The following is a 16374-nucleotide window of genomic DNA, read 5'->3' on the forward strand; positions in this document are numbered from 1 at the left end:
CGGATAATGCGTGAAAACAAACAGTTACAGCGGCTCCAACGATTAAGTCTAAACTGGATCCGCTGTAAGGCTGCGGCCCCAATTTAAATCATGCACCAGTATAATCGGATAAAGAATGATAAAAAGTAACCGGAAGTTTGCAAGCAAACTTCCGGTTCAGGAAACAACCAGTGCAAGGGACGTTACACTGGCTGATCTTTCCAAATCAGAGAATATTACCAGCCGCGACCAACGCGACGTTCATCAATGATGCGACCGCTGAATGCATCGACCACAACGATTACGCGGCGGCCATTCGGGCGGGTTGCCTTGACGAGGTAAGCTCCGCGTTCGCGGCGCATGTCGCCAACGTCATAGCCGCGGCGCTGCAGTGAACGCGAAATCTGGCGTGGGCTTAGTGTTTCCCGGCGACCATAGCCGTCACCCCAGCCTGGTCCGCGTCCCGGGCCTCTATCATATCCACGATCTGGACCGTCCCAACCCGGACGTGGTCCTCCGCGTGGCGGCATCGGAGGACGATAGCCATCGTCGTCGTAATACTGGACCTGAACACGCAGGCCGTTATCAGCTGCATGGGACGTAGTCGCAATTCCGGTTGCGACGGTGGCAAGTGCGGCAAAAGCAAGATAAGCTTTTTTCATAACCGTAATCCTTTGATGAACCCGCCTCTCAGCAGGCATAGTGGGACAATAGCCCCAAGCATCTGAACGCTCACCGAAGATGATGTTCATTTTGGGTTCATTGCATGGCGTACCCGCCAATTTCCGGGGGGCAGGCGATCAGGAGTTGTTACGCCAAGTGATAAGCCGTGTAACGATATTCTCAGTGCTCGTGCGCGGCCGTGGCAGCGTTTTATGCAAGACACAGTAAAATCGGTCTTGAAATGAAAAAGCAGCATTCCCAATTAAGTTTTGCGGTCGCCGATAACGGGATCGCCGGCATGAAGAATTCGCCAGAATGGGAGTTCTGCCGCCAAACCAATGCATTATGTCGCTCTTAAGGAGGGCTTACACATGCGTCACGTTGATTTTTCCCCGCTCTATCGTTCCACGGTAGGTTTCGACCGTCTTTTCTCGTCGATGCTCGACACGCTCGCATCGCCAGAAGGTTCGCAGTCTTATCCGCCATACAATATTGAGCGGACCGGTGAGAACACCTATCGCATCACCATGGCCGTTGCAGGCTTTTCGGAAAGCGAACTTGAAATCGAAGCCCATCGCAATCAGCTGACCGTGAAAGGCCAGAAGGCCGAGAACGATGATTCTGAAACCGGTGAAGTGCTTTATCGCGGCATTGCTTCGCGTGCTTTCGAGCGCCGCTTCCAGCTTGCAGACTTTGTTGAAGTCGCTGGCGCCAGCCTCAAGAACGGTCTGCTCCACATCGATCTCAAGCGCGAAATCCCTGAACAGATGAAGCCGCGCAAGATTGAAGTCAGCAAAGCATCGGTTGGGGAAGCCCAGCAGATCGAAACGAAAACTGCCCACTAATCTCTGCTGAAGACTATGTATAAAGAAAGCGGCGCATTAAGCGCCGCTTTTTTGGCTTTTGAAATATCGGCTTTAGAGCATAAGTCCGGGTACCGATCTGATCCAAGCAGATCGAAACCCGTTAAGCGATAAGCTTGCCGAATTGATCAACTTCTTCTTCGGTATTTGCAAAGCTTGTGACGAAGCGTGCAAAGATTTCGCCTTCGCTGATGCGGTTGACTTCCGAATGCGGCGGGTTCCAGTCATAGAACATTGCACCAGCATCGCGCAGCCGGTCATAGACTGACTGCTTCATGATTGCGAAAACCTCATTGGCCTCGGGCTTCCATGCAAGTCGCATTTGGCTGGATGCGTCGATGTGACGGGCGAGCCGCGCAGAGAGCGCATTGGAGTGTTTCGCAAGTTCGATCCAGAGATCATCTGCGAGATAGGCATCAAACTGTGCCGCGATGAAGCGAGTCTTGGAGAAAAGTTGCGCTGCGCGTTTGCGGATGAAAGGCAGGTCGCGCGCGCGGGCGGGGTCCATGAAGACAAGCGCTTCCGCACACCAGCAACCATTCTTGGTGCCGCCAAAGGATACGATGTCGACGCCCTGCTTCCACGTCATTTCCGCTGGCGTCAAACCAAGTGATACCAACGCGTTGGCAAAACGTGCGCCATCCATATGCAGCGGCAGGCCTGCATCACGGCAAATCTGTGAGATCGTCGCAATATGTTCAGGCTGATATAGCGTGCCGACTTCTGTGGCTTGCGTGATGCTGACTGCCATCGGTTGACCAGCATGAACGAAGGCCGGATTGAAACGTTTGAGCTCGCGCTTGAGTAATTCAGGATCGATACGACCCATTGCGCCATCAATCGGATGCAGCCGTGCGCCGCCGGTGAAATATTCAGGCGCACCGCATTCATCTTCAATCACATGCGCTTCGCGATGCACGAGCGAGACACCGCCCGGACGGTTGACGCTGGCAAGGGCCAGCGAGTTGGCCGCCGTACCAGTGCCGACAAAGAAGACCGCCACTTCCCGCTCGAACAATTCGTTGAAACGCTGTTCCACGCGCTTGTCGAGCTCGCTGGCACCATAGGCAGCAGCAAATCCATTTGCATGGAGGGAAAGACTTTCAGCGATTTTCGGGTGGGCGCCTGCCCAATTGTCTGAAGCAAAATGCACGATGTTCTCCGCTGGCGGTATGACCTGAGAGCGCATTTCGATCTGACTGGATCAGATCGGCGCTCCAAGCTTTTGTTTCATCGCGCATCTTTATCCGAAAACCGTTTCACACTTTTCGGGATGCGCTCTAGAGCAAAGGTCTATAACCGGACTCGTTAACAGGTGTAAGGTGTACATGTGCTAAAATTCTGGCCGAAAATGTCACTTTTCGATGTGCCCTATGCCAGATATGTGCCGCGCCAAACTGACGCAACCAATGCTAAACGTAATTAAATAATGCTGTGGCTTATATCTGCGACACTTTGTTTCGCAATTGGCTCGAAAAAATCATGTTTCCATCTTGTGAGCGAATTTGAATTCTGTCATACGTGATTAGGACAGTAATGCTGACTAATTCACCCTTGCTGTCCAATTCATCACTGTGATCGTCAGGTTTCTTTTCAAAGCTTCCGTCAGTTACAGAAAGAAAGTGTCGCGCAGATCGGGTTAATCCGGCAGAATGCGGCACTTAATGAGACAGGGGAGTTTAGCGCACCGCCATGGTGGGCTGAGGTCGCTTGTCGAGCCTGAAAGACTAAGGCGCCAAAACAATATTCCTTTCGATGGCTATGCCATCGGCCCCGGAACGTCGTCCAACGCCTTTTCGATAAGGCTTTCCATACACAGACTAAAGTGCGTCCCAAAAAGTGCGAAGCGGTTTTTGGATCAGACGCACGGCGAGACACAGCGCATCCCGAAAAGTGCGAAGCGGTTTTCGGATCAGATGCGCGACTAAAACAGTTCGGAACGAATAGCCGTTCCGGTTCATTATCGTATCGCGCAGGGTTGCGCGCTCACTGGAGGGAATGACGATGCCGCATTTGACGCCATCTGTATCGCATGTGGATTTACACAACGGTCAGAACGGAACGGTCAAAGCTGCGACCAATTCCACCAACGCCACCCGAAAAACGCGAACTTCGGCGGGTACTCCCCCCGCCCAAGGCCTCTATGACCCGCGCAACGAACGCGACGCCTGCGGCGTTGGCTTCATTGCGCATATGAAGGGTCAGAAGTCCCATCAGGTTGTCGAAAACGGCCTCAAGATGCTTGAAAACCTCACGCATCGTGGTGCGGTTGGCGCCGACCCTCTGATGGGCGACGGTGCCGGCATTCTGGTGCAGATTCCAGATCGCTTCTTTCGCGAGGAAATGGCTCGTCAGGCTATCGATCTGCCGCAGCCGGGGCATTACGCCGTAGGCTATATCTTCATGCCGCGCGATGCGGAATTGCGCGCACATATCGAAGATATCATCAAGGAAGTCATCGCTGCGGAAGGACAGACCTTCATCGGTTTCCGTCAGGTCCCTGTTGACAACTCTTCGCTGTCAAAGGCGCCGGAAATTGCCGCGACCGAACCCTTCCACGTTCAGGTTTTCATTGGCCGCAGCGCGACCATTGCAACCGACGATGAGTTTGAACGCCGCTTGTTTGTGCTGCGCAAAGTCATCTCCAATCGCATCTATCAGGAAAACGACGGCGACGATAAGGGCTTCTATATCGTCTCCATGTCGGCACGCACTGTCGTCTACAAGGGCATGTTTCTGGCCTATCAGGTTGGCGCCTATTACAACGACCTGAAAGACCCGCGCTTTGAAAGCGCTGTGGCACTCGTTCACCAGCGCTTTTCGACCAACACTTTCCCGTCATGGCGCCTCGCGCATCCATATCGCATGGTTGCGCATAATGGCGAAATCAACACGCTGCGCGGCAACGTCAACTGGATGGCTGCTCGTCAGGCATCGGTGGATTCGGAGTTGTTTGGCAACGACATTTCGAAGCTATGGCCGATTTCCTACGAAGGTCAGTCGGACACGGCGTGCTTCGATAATGCGCTCGAATTCCTGCATCAGGGTGGCTACAGCCTCGCACATGCGATGATGATGCTGATCCCGGAAGCATGGTCGGGCAACAAGCTGATGTCGGACGAACGCCGTGCGTTCTACGAATATCATGCAGCCCTGATGGAGCCATGGGATGGTCCTGCGGCTGTTGCCTTCACCGATGGTCGCCAGATCGGTGCGACGCTCGACCGTAACGGTCTGCGTCCGGCCCGTTATCTTGTGACTGACGATGATTTTGTCATTCTGGCTTCGGAAGCAGGCGTGTTGCCTGTTGAGGAAAAGAAGGTCGTCAAGAAGTGGCGTCTTCAGCCAGGTCGTATGCTGCTCATCGATATGGAAGAAGGCCGCATCGTTTCGGATGAGGAAATCAAGTCGCAGATCGCGCAGAAGCATCCTTACAAGCAGTGGCTTTCCAACACGCAGCTCATTCTGGAAGACCTGAACCCGGTTGAGCCTCGCGCGCTGCGCAAGGACGTAAGTCTTCTCGACCGTCAGCAGTCATTTGGTTACAGTCAGGAAGATACCAAGCTTCTGATGTCGCCAATGGCCACCACCGGTCAGGAAGCCATCGGTTCGATGGGGACGGATACGCCGATTTCCGCCATGTCCGACAAGTCGAAGCTGCTCTACACCTATTTCAAGCAGAACTTCGCGCAGGTGACGAACCCGCCGATTGATCCGATCCGGGAAGAGCTGGTGATGAGTCTTGTCTCCTTCATCGGACCGCGCCCGAATATCTTCGATCTGGTTGGTACCTCGCGCCGCAAGCGTCTGGAAGTGCGCCAGCCGATCCTGACCAATGGCGATCTCGAAAAGATCCGCTCCATTGGCCACACGGAAGATCGCTTTGATACCAAGACGCTCGACATTACCTATAATGTCGGTGAAGGCGCGGCGGGTATGCATGGTGCGCTTGAGCGTCTGTGCGACCGTGCGGAAGCAGCGGTTCATGGCGGTTATAACATTGTCATCCTGTCGGATCGTCAGGTTGGTCCCGATCGCATTCCGATCCCGGCACTCCTTGCAACAGCGGCTGTCCACCATCACCTGATCCGCAAGGGTCTGCGCACTTCGGTGGGTCTGGTTGTTGAATCGGGTGAGCCGCGCGAAGTGCATCATTTCGCCTGCCTCGCAGGTTATGGTGCGGAAGCAATCAACCCGTATCTCGCTTTCGACACCCTGCTCGACATGCATCGCCGTCGCGAATTTCCGCCGGAAGTTGACGAGAATGAAGTGGTCAAGCGTTACATCAAGTCGATTGGCAAGGGCATTCTCAAGGTCATGTCCAAGATGGGCATTTCGACCTACCAGTCCTATTGCGGCGCGCAGATTTTCGATGCGGTTGGCTTGCAGACGCGCTTTGTCGATCAGTTCTTCTTTGGCACCGCAACGAGCATCGAAGGTGTTGGCCTTGACGAAATCGCAGAAGAAACCGTGCGTCGTCATACCGATGCGTTCGGCAACGACCCGGTTCTGCTGACAGCACTCGAAGTCGGTGGCGAATATGCCTATCGTATGCGTGGTGAAGCACATCTCTGGTCGCCGGATGCGGTTGCGAAACTCCAGCACGCCGTCCGCACTTCAAACCCGGATACATTCACCGAATATACGTCCATGCTCGACTCTAAGGCGGCTCAGGCAAAGACAATTCGTGGCCTGTTCGATATCCGCTTTGCAGAAGCAAGCGGTCGCAAGCCGGTTTCGATTGATGAGGTGGAATCGGCTGCCGATATCGTCAAGCGCTTCTCGACGGGCGCCATGTCGTTTGGTTCGATCTCGCGTGAAGCCCATACGACGCTTGCGCGCGCGATGAACACCATTGGCGGCAAATCGAACACGGGTGAGGGTGGTGAAGAGCCGGATCGTTTCTATCCTCTGCCGGATGGCACGCCAAACCCTGAACGCTCTGCGATCAAGCAGGTGGCATCGGGCCGCTTTGGTGTGACGACGGAATATCTGGTCAATTCCGATCTCATCCAGATCAAGGTTGCGCAGGGTGCAAAGCCGGGTGAAGGCGGTCAGCTGCCGGGTCATAAGGTTGACGCGACCATCGCCAAGACACGTCACTCGACACAGGGTGTGGGCCTCATTTCGCCTCCGCCACACCATGACATCTACTCGATCGAAGATCTGGCACAGCTGATCTATGATCTGAAGAACGTCAATCCAGCCGCCGATATTTCGGTCAAGCTGGTGTCGGAAGTGGGTGTCGGTACGGTTGCGGCCGGTGTCGCCAAGGCGCGCGCCGATCACATCACCATTTCAGGCTATGATGGCGGCACCGGTGCATCGCCGCTGACATCGCTCAAGCACGCTGGTTCGCCGTGGGAAATTGGCCTTGCCGAAACCCATCAGACGCTGGTGTTGAACGGTCTTCGTTCGCGCATTGCGCTGCAGGTCGATGGCGGTCTTCGGACCGGTCGCGACGTGGTGATTGGTGCGCTGCTCGGTGCTGACGAGTTCGGTTTCTCAACCGCTCCGCTGATTGCCGCTGGCTGCATTATGATGCGCAAGTGCCATCTCAACACCTGCCCTGTTGGCGTTGCCACACAGGACCCTGTTCTGCGCAAGCGCTTCAAGGGCACGCCTGAGCATGTGATCAACTTCTTCTTCTATCTGGCAGAAGAAGTGCGCGCATTGCTGGCAGCTATGGGCTTCACCAAACTTGAGCAGATTATCGGTGAAACGGAACTGCTCGAAAAGCAGACCATGATCGATCACTGGAAGGCCAAGGGTCTCGACTTCAGCCGTATCTTCTACAAGCCGGAAGCCGAGAAGCACGAAATCTTCTGGACCGAGCGTCAGCATCATCCGATTGAAGATATTCTGGATCGCAAGTTGATTGCCGAAGCCATGCCAGCGCTGGAAAACAAGACCCCGGTCAAGATTGATGTCGCGATAAAGAACGTTGACCGTTCGGCAGGTGCGATGCTTTCGGGCGAAGTGGCCAAGCGTTTCCGCCACAAGGGCCTGCCGGAAGACACCATTGCTGTTACCCTACGCGGTACGGCTGGCCAGTCTTTCGGTGCCTTCCTTGCACGCGGCGTCTCGTTTGAGCTGATCGGCGACGGCAACGACTATATCGGCAAGGGTCTTTCGGGTGGTCGCATTGTCATACGTCCGCCAGAAGACACGCGTATTGTGGCTGAAAACTCGATCATCGCAGGCAATACCGTGCTTTACGGTGCGCTTGAAGGCGAGTGCTATTTCCGCGGTGTGGCAGGCGAACGCTTCGCCGTGCGTAACTCCGGTGCCGTCACGGTTGTCGAAGGCGTGGGTGACCACGGCTGCGAATATATGACGGGCGGTGTGGTTGTCGTTATCGGTCAGACCGGCCGTAACTTTGCAGCCGGCATGTCGGGCGGTGTCGCCTATGTGCTGGACGAAGAAGGTGACTTCGCACAGCGCTGCAACATGGCGATGGTCGAGCTGGAACCGGTGCCGGAAGAGGATGATATCCTCGAAAAGCTGCACCATCACGGCGGCGACCTGATGCATAAGGGTCGTGTGGATGTATCAGCAAACATGACGCGCCACGACGAAGAACGTCTGGTGCAGCTGATTGCCAACCATTTGCACTACACCGGCTCTACGCGTGCCAAGGATATTCTCGATAATTGGGAGAGCTATCGCCCGAAATTCGTGAAGGTCATGCCGGTCGAATATCGCCGCGCTCTGGAAGAAATGGAACGCATGCAGATCGGCGTCGCAGCTGAGTAAACTAATATCATAACGGGGTGCTCGTGCGCCTGAAATGGCGAATAGCCCCCGAATCTCACGTGGTGAGAGGAGCATGGAATAATGGGTAAGGTTACTGGTTTTCTTGAGGTTGATCGGCAGGTAGCAAAATACCAGCCAGCATCGGATCGCATTCGTCACTTCCGCGAATTCACGCTGCCGATGACGGATGGTGAAGTGCAGAAGCAGGCAGCACGCTGCATGGATTGCGGCATCCCGTTCTGCCACGGTCCAACGGGCTGCCCTGTGCACAATCAGATTCCTGACTGGAACGATCTCGTCTATAACAACAACTGGGATCAGGCGATCCGCAACCTGCATCTGACCAACAACTTTCCGGAATTCACCGGTCGTGTTTGTCCGGCGCCTTGCGAGGAAGCCTGCACGCTGAACCTTGAAGATGCGCCAGTTGCGATCAAGACCGTTGAACAGGCACTGGGCGACAAGGCCTATGAGCTTGGCTATATCGTTCCGCAGCCGGCAGCGCAAAAGACCGGCAAGTCGGTCGCGATCATCGGTTCGGGTCCGGCAGGTCTTGCTGCCGCACAGCAGCTCGCACGCGCCGGTCACATGGTTGATGTCTATGAACGCGAAAGCCGGCCGGGTGGTCTGCTGCGTTATGGCATTCCTGACTTCAAGATGGAAAAGCACCTGATCGACCGTCGCGTCGCCCAGATGGAAGGCGAAGGTGTCCGCTTCCTTTGTGGCGTCAATATCGGTGTCGATAAGCCGCTGCGCGGCTTGCTCGATACCTATGATGCGGTGCTTTATTCGGGTGGTTCGGAAAAGCCGCGTCCAGCCGGTATTCCGGGTGCAGACCTTGAAGGCGTGCATGATGCCATGCCTTACCTCGTTCAGCAGAACCGTCGTGTTGGCCGCGAAAACATTGAATCTGTCGCCTGGCACGAAGCGCCAATCCTTGCCGGTGGCAAGCATATTGTCGTTGTTGGCGGTGGTGATACGGCTTCTGACTGCGTTGGCACAGCTTTCCGTCAGGGCGCGGTCAATGTCACGCAACTCGATATTCGCCCGCAACCACCTGAAAAAGAAGACAAGCTGAGCGTCTGGCCTTATTGGGCAACCAAGATGCGTACATCTTCCAGTCAGGCCGAGGGGGCTAATCGCGAGTTTCAGGTGGCAACGCTTGAGTTCATCGGTGAAGACGGCAAGCTCACTCATGTGAAGTGCTGTCAGGTTGACGAGAAGCGCAAGCCGATTGCTGGCTCTGAATTCTTTATCAAGGCGGATCTTGCTTTTATCGCCATCGGCTTCTTCGGTCCGGCGGAAAACAGCGTGTTGAAGGAACTCGGCGATAAGCTCGAAATCGCAACGGATCGTCGCGGTGGAACTTCCGTGAAGGCCAATGAGCAAGACTATCGCACCAATGTCGATAAACTCTATGCAGCGGGCGACGTGCGCCGCGGTCAGTCGCTGGTTGTATGGGCAATTCGTGAAGGCCGTCAGGCAGCCCATGCAATCGACGCAGATCTGATGGGATCATCCGTCCTCCCTCGTTAATTCGGACTGCATCCATTAAAAAAAGCCCGGCTTGTAGCCGGGCTTTTTGTCGTCGTGTTAGTTCTGCTGGCGACTTTTGCGAATTGCCAGATAGATTATGCCCAGAAGCACGAACCAGACAGGTGTTACTTTCAGGGCAACCGCCGTATCCGGCTCCTGTGCCAGCGCCCAGAGAATGAAGGCGAAGAAGGCAAGCACCATAATGACGGAAGCGCGTCCGCCCGGCAGCTTGAAGGTCGATTTTTCATGCAGATCAGGACGCTTGCGGCGATACTGAAGATAAGACGCAAGAATGATCGACCAGATGAAGATGAACAGAAGCGCTGAAATCGTCGTGACGATGGTAAAGGCTTCAATGATGCTCTGACCTGCATAAAGCAGTACGACGCCTGCAAGCAGGAAGATGCAGGAGAAGAACAGCGCATTCACCGGCACCTTGCGGCTGTTAAGTTTGCCGAGTGTCTGCGGTGCGAGGCGGGAGGTTGCCAGACCATAGATCATGCGCGAGGTCGAGTAGATGCCGGAATTGGCGCTCGATGCTGCCGACGTCAGCACCACGAAGTTGACGACATGAGCAGCAATACCAAGACCTGCCAGCGAGAACATGGCCACGAATGGGCTTGAACCCGGGTCAACCTGATCCCACGGAATGACGGTAATGATGACGAACAGTGCACCCACATAGAAAAGCACGACGCGGATCGGGATCGAGTTGATCGCCTTTGGCAGATTGCGCGTTGGGTTTTCGGTTTCAGCCGCTGCCGTACCAACAAGCTCAATGCCAACAAATGCGAAAACCGCGATCTGGAAGCCTGCCACAAAACCAAAGAAGCCTGTCGGGAAAAAGCCGCCGTTCGCCCACAGATGCGTGACCGAGGCCTGAGTGCCATTTGGCAGCGTGAAATTCGTGATCAGCATATAGGCGCCAGCCAGAATAAGCGCTACGATTGCGATGATCTTGATTAGCGCAAACCAGAACTCGATTTCACCGAAATTGCGTACGTTTGGAAGGTTTAGCAGCAGCAAGACAGCGATTAGGCCAAGCGCTGGAATCCACAGAGCCAGTTCCGGATACCAGAACGATACATAGCCGGAAACGGCCACCACATCGGCAATACCGGTTACAATCCAGCAGAGCCAATAGGTCCAGCCAGTGAAGAACTGTGCCCATGGTCCGAGATAGTCGCCTGCGAAATCAGCGAATGAGCGATATTCGAGATTGGATAGCAGGATTTCGCCCAGCGCTCGCATCACAAAGAACAGCATGAAGCCGATGATCGCGTAAACCAGCAGAATGGATGGTCCTGCGAGCGAGATGGTCTTGCCCGAACCCATGAAAAGGCCCGTGCCGATGGCGCCACCAATGGCGATCAGCTGGAGATGTCGATTGGACAGATTGCGTGCAAGATGGGGTTCCTCCTCCCGGTTGGTTTCAACGGGAGGCTTCGATGCAATATTCATTCAGATGCCTCTTATGCATTGCGGTCGCGTCGGGGACGCACCCTCAAAATCATGCCCGAAACGGACAACAGGTTTCTGATAGACGAGGAATGAAGCAAAAGAAACTATGAGAAACATAGCATTTAGACTGAGAAATGCCGGGTATTTCACGGCATTTTCAATAAAACAGGGTCAGCTTGGTCTTTATTATACTTAAGTTTCAGTGATTTACGCTTTTCTGCGGCCAACTGAAGTCATCAGCCCGACCGGGGGCCATTTTGTGCTCCGCGAACGGCTTTTTCTCATCCTTCTCGCGCGAAGCCAGCGCTCCGCCCAGCAAAACACCGCTGTTGTCGCGGTCGATTTCACGAAGACTCATCGGAGCGATGCGGTCCACCGGCTTGGAAGGGTCTTGTTTTCCGGTCGTGGGCAGCAATTGTTCATTGTCGCGAATGTCTCCGAAAAGTGCCTTCAGAGGTTTTTCTGCGTAGAAAGCAAGTTTGCGTTTGCCAGCCGTGGTGGTGTTGATCCCGTCATTGCCGCGCAGACGCGCCGTCTGACCATTGATGTCAAAGCCTGTCTGGCTGAAATTGCCGTCATCATCAACAAAGCCGTCCCAAACATCGACAAACTTTGCGCCCGCCTTTTCGGATGTGGTTTGATAGATTTCATTGAGCGCAAGCATATCCTGCGACATGCCGCGCGGCCGAAACGGTGGTTGGCCAACCCATATCAGCGGATAATTCTTATCGGTGATTTCTTTCATGAATCTGGAAACGCGGCTTTGATATTCTGCCGTCCATTCGGGCGAGCGGGCCGCAAGACTTTGACCTTTGGCGGTGATCGCTTGTCGATCGTTTGAGCCAATCATCACAATCACAGCAGCGGGCTTTTCCTCATCAAGAATCTTGCCAATGCTGGCAGGCCAATCAAAATGGTCGTCGCGGACAAAGCCGGAGGAGCCGTTGATACGGCTGACGATGCGTATGTCCGGGTTGGACGCAAAGGCAACGTCGAGTCCTTCCGCAAGACCGTTGCCGATAAAGTCACCTACCACCAGAACCTTTTTGGCGTCAGGCTTCTTTTCGATGAAATTGACTTCGGGCTGAGGTGCGGGTGTGGGTGCGGAGCGAGCTGCGGGTGTTGTTTTTGGCACGCGTTTGGGTTTGGTCGGGCGCACACGCTGGGGCTTTGGCTGCTCATATTGCTGCTGTGGCTGTGCTTTCTTGGGACCGAACAGCAGGTCGAAAATTGTGCGTGGACGTTCCTGTGCCGATACAGATGACGAGGCGGAGAGAACCATCGCGAAGGCAACGAGCATCGCCGCTAAAGCGCTGAAAGCCGTTTTTTTGCACCGCTTTGCCTGCATTGGTCTCACCTTCCTGCTTCCGGAATAGTAGCGCCCACCGCTAAAAGAAAAAGGAGCGCACATAATGAACGCTCCATTGCTTTAAAGCGGCTCTAACGGCGACGGAGAACCGAAAGCACTTCCGCGCTTGGATGGCCGTCTGGCTGCAAGCCATTGCGCTGCTGGAACGCTTCAATCGCCTTGCGTGAAGTGGAACCGATCTTGCCATCGATCTTGCCATCGTAATAACCGAGCGCTTTAAGATGTGTCTGCAGTTCTTCGCGCTCGTTCATAGTGATTGGCGTGAAAGGACGGTTCCAATCCTGACGCAAACCCTGATAGCCACCGATGCGATCTGCAAGTAGGCCAACAGCGAGTGCATATTTATCGGCATTGTTATAACGTTTGATGACAGAGAAGTTCTTGCCCATCAGGAACGCTGGACCCTCACGGCCATCGAGAACTTTCAAAGTTACCTTCTCATTGGCATCCGGGAATGGACGGCCATTGGCGCGGACGACACCGAGCTTCTGCCATTCTGCAGCCGAAAGTGAGCCGGATGGGAACTTGCGGCCTGCCGGAAGCACAACTTCATAGCCCCATGTGCGACCTGGCTGCCAGCCATTGCGGTGCAGAAGGTTGGCGGCCGTTCCAAGAGCATCTGGAACCGAATTCCAGATGTCGCGCTTGCCGTTGCCATCCATATCGACCGCATAGGCCTGATAGCTTGTCGGGATGAACTGGGTGTGACCCATCGCGCCTGCCCAGGAGCCGGTCAGATGTCCGCGGTCAATATCGCCCGTCTGGAGAATTTTCATGGCAGCGATCAGCTGCGTGCGACCAAATTTGGCGCGGCGCTGATCGGCATAGGCCAGTGTCGCCAGTGAGCGGATCGTGTCCATCATGACGTCGTCGCGCTTGAGGATTTCGCCGTAATTGCTTTCCATCGACCAGATGGCCAGCAGGATGTTACGATCAACCGAGAAGCGCTGTTCGATGCGCTGGAGCCACGGACCCCATTTTTTCGCCATACTCTGGCCCACAGCCACGGAATGTTCATTCACGCGGTTGTCGATATAGTTCCAGACAGGTTCGTTGAATTCCGGCTGAAAGCGCGCTTTACGCAGCACTTCTGGATCGGGGGAATCAACACCTCGAAATGCGCGATCAAAAGTTGATGGCGATACGCCATTCTGAATAGCCGTGGCACGGAAACTGGAAACCCATTTTCGGAAATTGGCGTCAGCGAAAGCGCTGCCAGCCGTCAGCCCAGATGCAAGCATTGCCACCGCAACGGTTGCTGTAATCTTGGCGCACATTCCTCGTCCCAGAGTGAATGGAAATCGCAGCATTCTGTGTTTCCCTTCTGCAATCATGTTTTGCCGCCTCAAACGGCGAGTTGCCTTTCATGCCGAGCCTGTTTCATTTAGATTGCATTAAGTCGTTAATACTATCCAGTGTTGAATTTGGGGCCGACCCTGATGAGGCTTAAAATTATAGGCTTCAGGTTAGCATTTGGTTTACCATCGCGCGTTTTGCGAAAAAATTGCCTGAACTTTTATGAAAGACTTGAATCAATTAACATTAAGATGAGGTCATCGAATGTGATAAGGGAAAAGATGGAAATTCGCCATTCCTTAATGAAAACGCCCTATTTGAAATACAATGTTTTCAATGCTTTGATAGCACAACGCTGTTTGTAACAAATCGAGGAGACGAATGAGTTCGATCCGCAAAATCCGTAAGGCAGTTTTCCCGGTCGCCGGTCTTGGGACTCGCTTTCTTCCAGCGACAAAGTCCATCCCCAAGGAAATGCTTACCGTCGTCGACAAGCCAGTCATCCAGTATGTGGTGGACGAGGCTCGTGAAGCCGGTATCGAACATCTGATTTTCGTCACCGGACGCAACAAGGCTGTCATTGAAGACTACTTCGATGCACAGGTCGAGCTTTATTCCACGCTAGCCGAACGCGGCAAGAAGGCCGAGCTTGAGCACCTACAAGAATTGCAGCCGCAGCCCGGAACCACCAGCTTCACCCGCCAGCAGGTTCCACTCGGCCTTGGCCATGCGGTCTGGTGCGCACGTGAACTGGTTGGCGATGAGCCTTTCGCACTGCTTTTGCCAGATATGGTCATGCAGTCGAAGAAGGGTTGCTTAAAGGAAATGGTCGAGCTTTATGAGCAGACTGGCGGCAATGTGATTGCCGTGCAGGAATGCGATCCCGAGGAAGCCCATAAATACGGCATTGTTGGCAAGGGCAAGGCAATCGGCAACGGCTTTGAGATCAATCAGATGGTTGAAAAGCCTGCCAAGGGCACCGCACCTTCCAATCTCTACATCAATGGCCGCTACATTCTTCAGCCGGAAATCTTTGAGCTGCTAAGCAAGCAGGAAAAAGGCGCGGGCAATGAAATCCAGCTGACCGACGCCATGCTCAAGCTTGCAAATCAGCAGCAGTTCTTCGGTTTCAATTACCATGGGCGGACGTTCGACTGCGGCTCGAAATCCGGCTTTATTGAAGCAAACGTGGCCTTTGCGCTTTGGCGCAAGGATATCCGTCCAACGGTCGAAGTTTCGATTGCCGACCTGCTCAAGACTATTCAGCCGCAATAAGTTGAATTGAGTTGCATTCCAACAATACCCCGCTTTCATTTCTGAAAGCGGGGTATTGTTTTAGAGCACCGATCTGTTTGAATAAGATCTGTGCTCTAACCCTTTTTAATAAGAGCATAATTTTGTCTTAAACTGATCCAAAGTTTAGGGAATTATAATTTAACTTACAGCTCCATGCGTCGGCACATGGCGATGAAGCTTTTAACCGCCTGCGATGGCTCGCTTTTACGGAATGCGAGCGCCACGTCGGATGTGGTGGTAATGCCTGTCACATCAATATAGCGAATGCCGGGCAGTCCTACCGCACTCAGCGATTTCGGCGCAAGTGCCACGCCCATTCCGATTGATGCGCGGCTCACAATTTCGGTGAAATCAAGCGCCTGCGCGCTGATGTTGGGTTCAAAGCCTGCGCTGTGACAGGCTTCGATTGTTGTACCGTGAAAGCCGATATCAGCTGGCTGACGCGGGGTGATGAAAACTTCATCCTTTAGCGATGACAGACCAATGGCAGCCTGATGTGCCAGCGGGTGCGTTTCGCTGAGCACTGCAACAAGCGGCTCCTTTCTTACCACGAGGCTCGTCAGGCCCGGCAAAAGAAGAGCAGGCCAGCGCACGAATCCCATGTCGAGAAGTCCTTCAGAAATGCGGGTCAACTGCATCCGCAACTCCATCTCGACCAGATTGACCGAAACGTCCGGATATTCCTGTTTGAACTTGCGAATGGTCTCGAACACCACGCCCGAATAGGCGGCAGAGGCGACATAGCCGATGGAAATCTGACCGATTTCACCACGCCCGGCACGGTTGACCGCAATCATCGTCGCATCGACTTGCGTGAGTATTTTGACGGCCTCGCGATAAAGCACTTCGCCTGATTGCGTCAGTTGAACGGCACGTCGTGAGCGATCAAGAAGCGGCGCACCGAGAATGGTCTCCAACGCCATAATCTGCTGGCTGAGGCCAGGTTGGGCAATACCAAGTCTCGCGGCCGCCCGTTCAAAGTTTTTCTCTTCAACAAGCGCACAGAAATAACGCAAATGGCGCAGTTCAAAGGATTTTGACTTGATGAGATTGCTGCGCTGTTCCGGCATGACTGTTTCTTTGAATAATTCAAAACTATGGCGATTTTGATTAACATAACTCAAACTTATGAAAAATATGCCCTTGAATTATTGG

At 54.0% G+C, this 16374-nt stretch carries 10 protein-coding genes; 4 read left to right on the forward strand and 6 right to left on the reverse strand.

Annotated features, from left to right (window positions below; genetic code table 11):
- Nucleotides 1-215: 215 nt before the first annotated feature.
- Entirely contained in the window at nt 216-641 is a 426-nt protein-coding gene (locus H5024_RS14740) for a PepSY domain-containing protein (RefSeq protein ID WP_187547918.1), read from the reverse strand.
- A gap of 372 nt (nt 642-1013) precedes the next feature.
- Between H5024_RS14740 and H5024_RS14745 the strand changes: the two genes are divergently transcribed.
- Entirely contained in the window at nt 1014-1487 is a 474-nt protein-coding gene (locus H5024_RS14745) for an Hsp20 family protein (protein WP_187547919.1), read from the forward strand.
- A gap of 121 nt (nt 1488-1608) precedes the next feature.
- Here the strand turns inward: H5024_RS14745 and H5024_RS14750 are convergent, their stop codons facing one another.
- A complete protein-coding gene (locus H5024_RS14750) occupies nt 1609-2658 on the reverse strand; it encodes a low specificity L-threonine aldolase (protein ID WP_187547920.1) in 1050 nt (349 codons plus the stop codon).
- An 851-nt stretch (nt 2659-3509) separates the two neighbouring features.
- Here H5024_RS14750 and gltB point away from each other — a divergent pair.
- Together gltB and H5024_RS14760 are read left to right on the forward strand one after the other, a co-directional pair.
- Nucleotides 3510-8261 carry a glutamate synthase large subunit gene (gltB, locus tag H5024_RS14755; protein WP_187547921.1) on the forward strand — a complete coding sequence of 1584 codons (4752 nt, stop codon included), beginning with the start codon at nt 3510-3512 and terminating at the stop codon, nt 8259-8261.
- An 81-nt stretch (nt 8262-8342) separates the two neighbouring features.
- Entirely contained in the window at nt 8343-9797 is a 1455-nt protein-coding gene (locus tag H5024_RS14760) for a glutamate synthase subunit beta (RefSeq protein ID WP_187547922.1), read from the forward strand.
- A gap of 57 nt (nt 9798-9854) precedes the next feature.
- Here H5024_RS14760 and H5024_RS14765 read toward each other — a convergent pair whose 3' ends face one another.
- The 3 genes from H5024_RS14765 to H5024_RS14775 all read right to left on the reverse strand — a co-directional run bounded on the left by H5024_RS14765 (nt 9855) and on the right by H5024_RS14775 (nt 13937).
- Nucleotides 9855-11258 carry an amino acid permease gene (locus H5024_RS14765; RefSeq protein ID WP_187547923.1) on the reverse strand — a complete coding sequence of 468 codons (1404 nt, stop codon included), beginning with the start codon at nt 11256-11258 and terminating at the stop codon, nt 9855-9857.
- A 199-nt stretch (nt 11259-11457) separates the two neighbouring features.
- The gene (locus H5024_RS14770) at nt 11458-12606 is read right to left on the reverse strand and encodes a DUF459 domain-containing protein (RefSeq protein WP_187547924.1); all 1149 of its coding nucleotides are present in this window, start codon (nt 12604-12606) and stop codon (nt 11458-11460) included.
- A gap of 92 nt (nt 12607-12698) precedes the next feature.
- Nucleotides 12699-13937, reverse strand: a complete 1239-nt coding sequence (locus H5024_RS14775) for a lytic murein transglycosylase (RefSeq protein WP_187547925.1) — start codon at nt 13935-13937, stop codon at nt 12699-12701.
- A gap of 367 nt (nt 13938-14304) precedes the next feature.
- Here H5024_RS14775 and galU point away from each other — a divergent pair, with 367 nt between their 5' ends.
- Nucleotides 14305-15198 carry a UTP--glucose-1-phosphate uridylyltransferase GalU gene (gene galU, locus H5024_RS14780; protein WP_187547926.1) on the forward strand — a complete coding sequence of 298 codons (894 nt, stop codon included), beginning with the start codon at nt 14305-14307 and terminating at the stop codon, nt 15196-15198.
- Nucleotides 15199-15362: 164 nt separating this feature from the next.
- Here the strand turns inward: galU and H5024_RS14785 are convergent, their stop codons facing one another.
- Nucleotides 15363-16289 (reverse strand): LysR family transcriptional regulator, encoded by a 927-nt coding sequence (locus H5024_RS14785; RefSeq protein WP_187547927.1) that lies wholly within the window; start codon nt 16287-16289, stop codon nt 15363-15365.
- Between the last annotated feature and the right edge of the window lie 85 nt (nt 16290-16374).

It is taken from the genome of Ochrobactrum sp. Marseille-Q0166 (genome assembly GCF_014397025.1).
Lineage (GTDB): Bacteria > Pseudomonadota > Alphaproteobacteria > Rhizobiales > Rhizobiaceae > Brucella.

Bases quoted from the DNA above. Each gene is read 5' to 3' on its own strand.
- H5024_RS14740 (WP_187547918.1), bottom strand. From the start codon at position 641: ATGAAAAAAGCTTATCTTGCTTTTGCCGCACTTGCCACCGTCGCAACC.
- H5024_RS14745 (WP_187547919.1), top strand. From the start codon at position 1,014: ATGCGTCACGTTGATTTTTCCCCGCTCTATCGTTCCACGGTAGGTTTC.
- gltB (WP_187547921.1), top strand. From the start codon at position 3,510: ATGCCGCATTTGACGCCATCTGTATCGCATGTGGATTTACACAACGGT.
- H5024_RS14760 (WP_187547922.1), top strand. From the start codon at position 8,343: ATGGGTAAGGTTACTGGTTTTCTTGAGGTTGATCGGCAGGTAGCAAAA.
- H5024_RS14765 (WP_187547923.1), bottom strand. From the start codon at position 11,258: ATGAATATTGCATCGAAGCCTCCCGTTGAAACCAACCGGGAGGAGGAA.
- H5024_RS14770 (WP_187547924.1), bottom strand. From the start codon at position 12,606: ATGCAGGCAAAGCGGTGCAAAAAAACGGCTTTCAGCGCTTTAGCGGCG.
- H5024_RS14775 (WP_187547925.1), bottom strand. From the start codon at position 13,937: ATGCTGCGATTTCCATTCACTCTGGGACGAGGAATGTGCGCCAAGATT.
- galU (WP_187547926.1), top strand. From the start codon at position 14,305: ATGAGTTCGATCCGCAAAATCCGTAAGGCAGTTTTCCCGGTCGCCGGT.
- H5024_RS14785 (WP_187547927.1), bottom strand. From the start codon at position 16,289: ATGCCGGAACAGCGCAGCAATCTCATCAAGTCAAAATCCTTTGAACTG.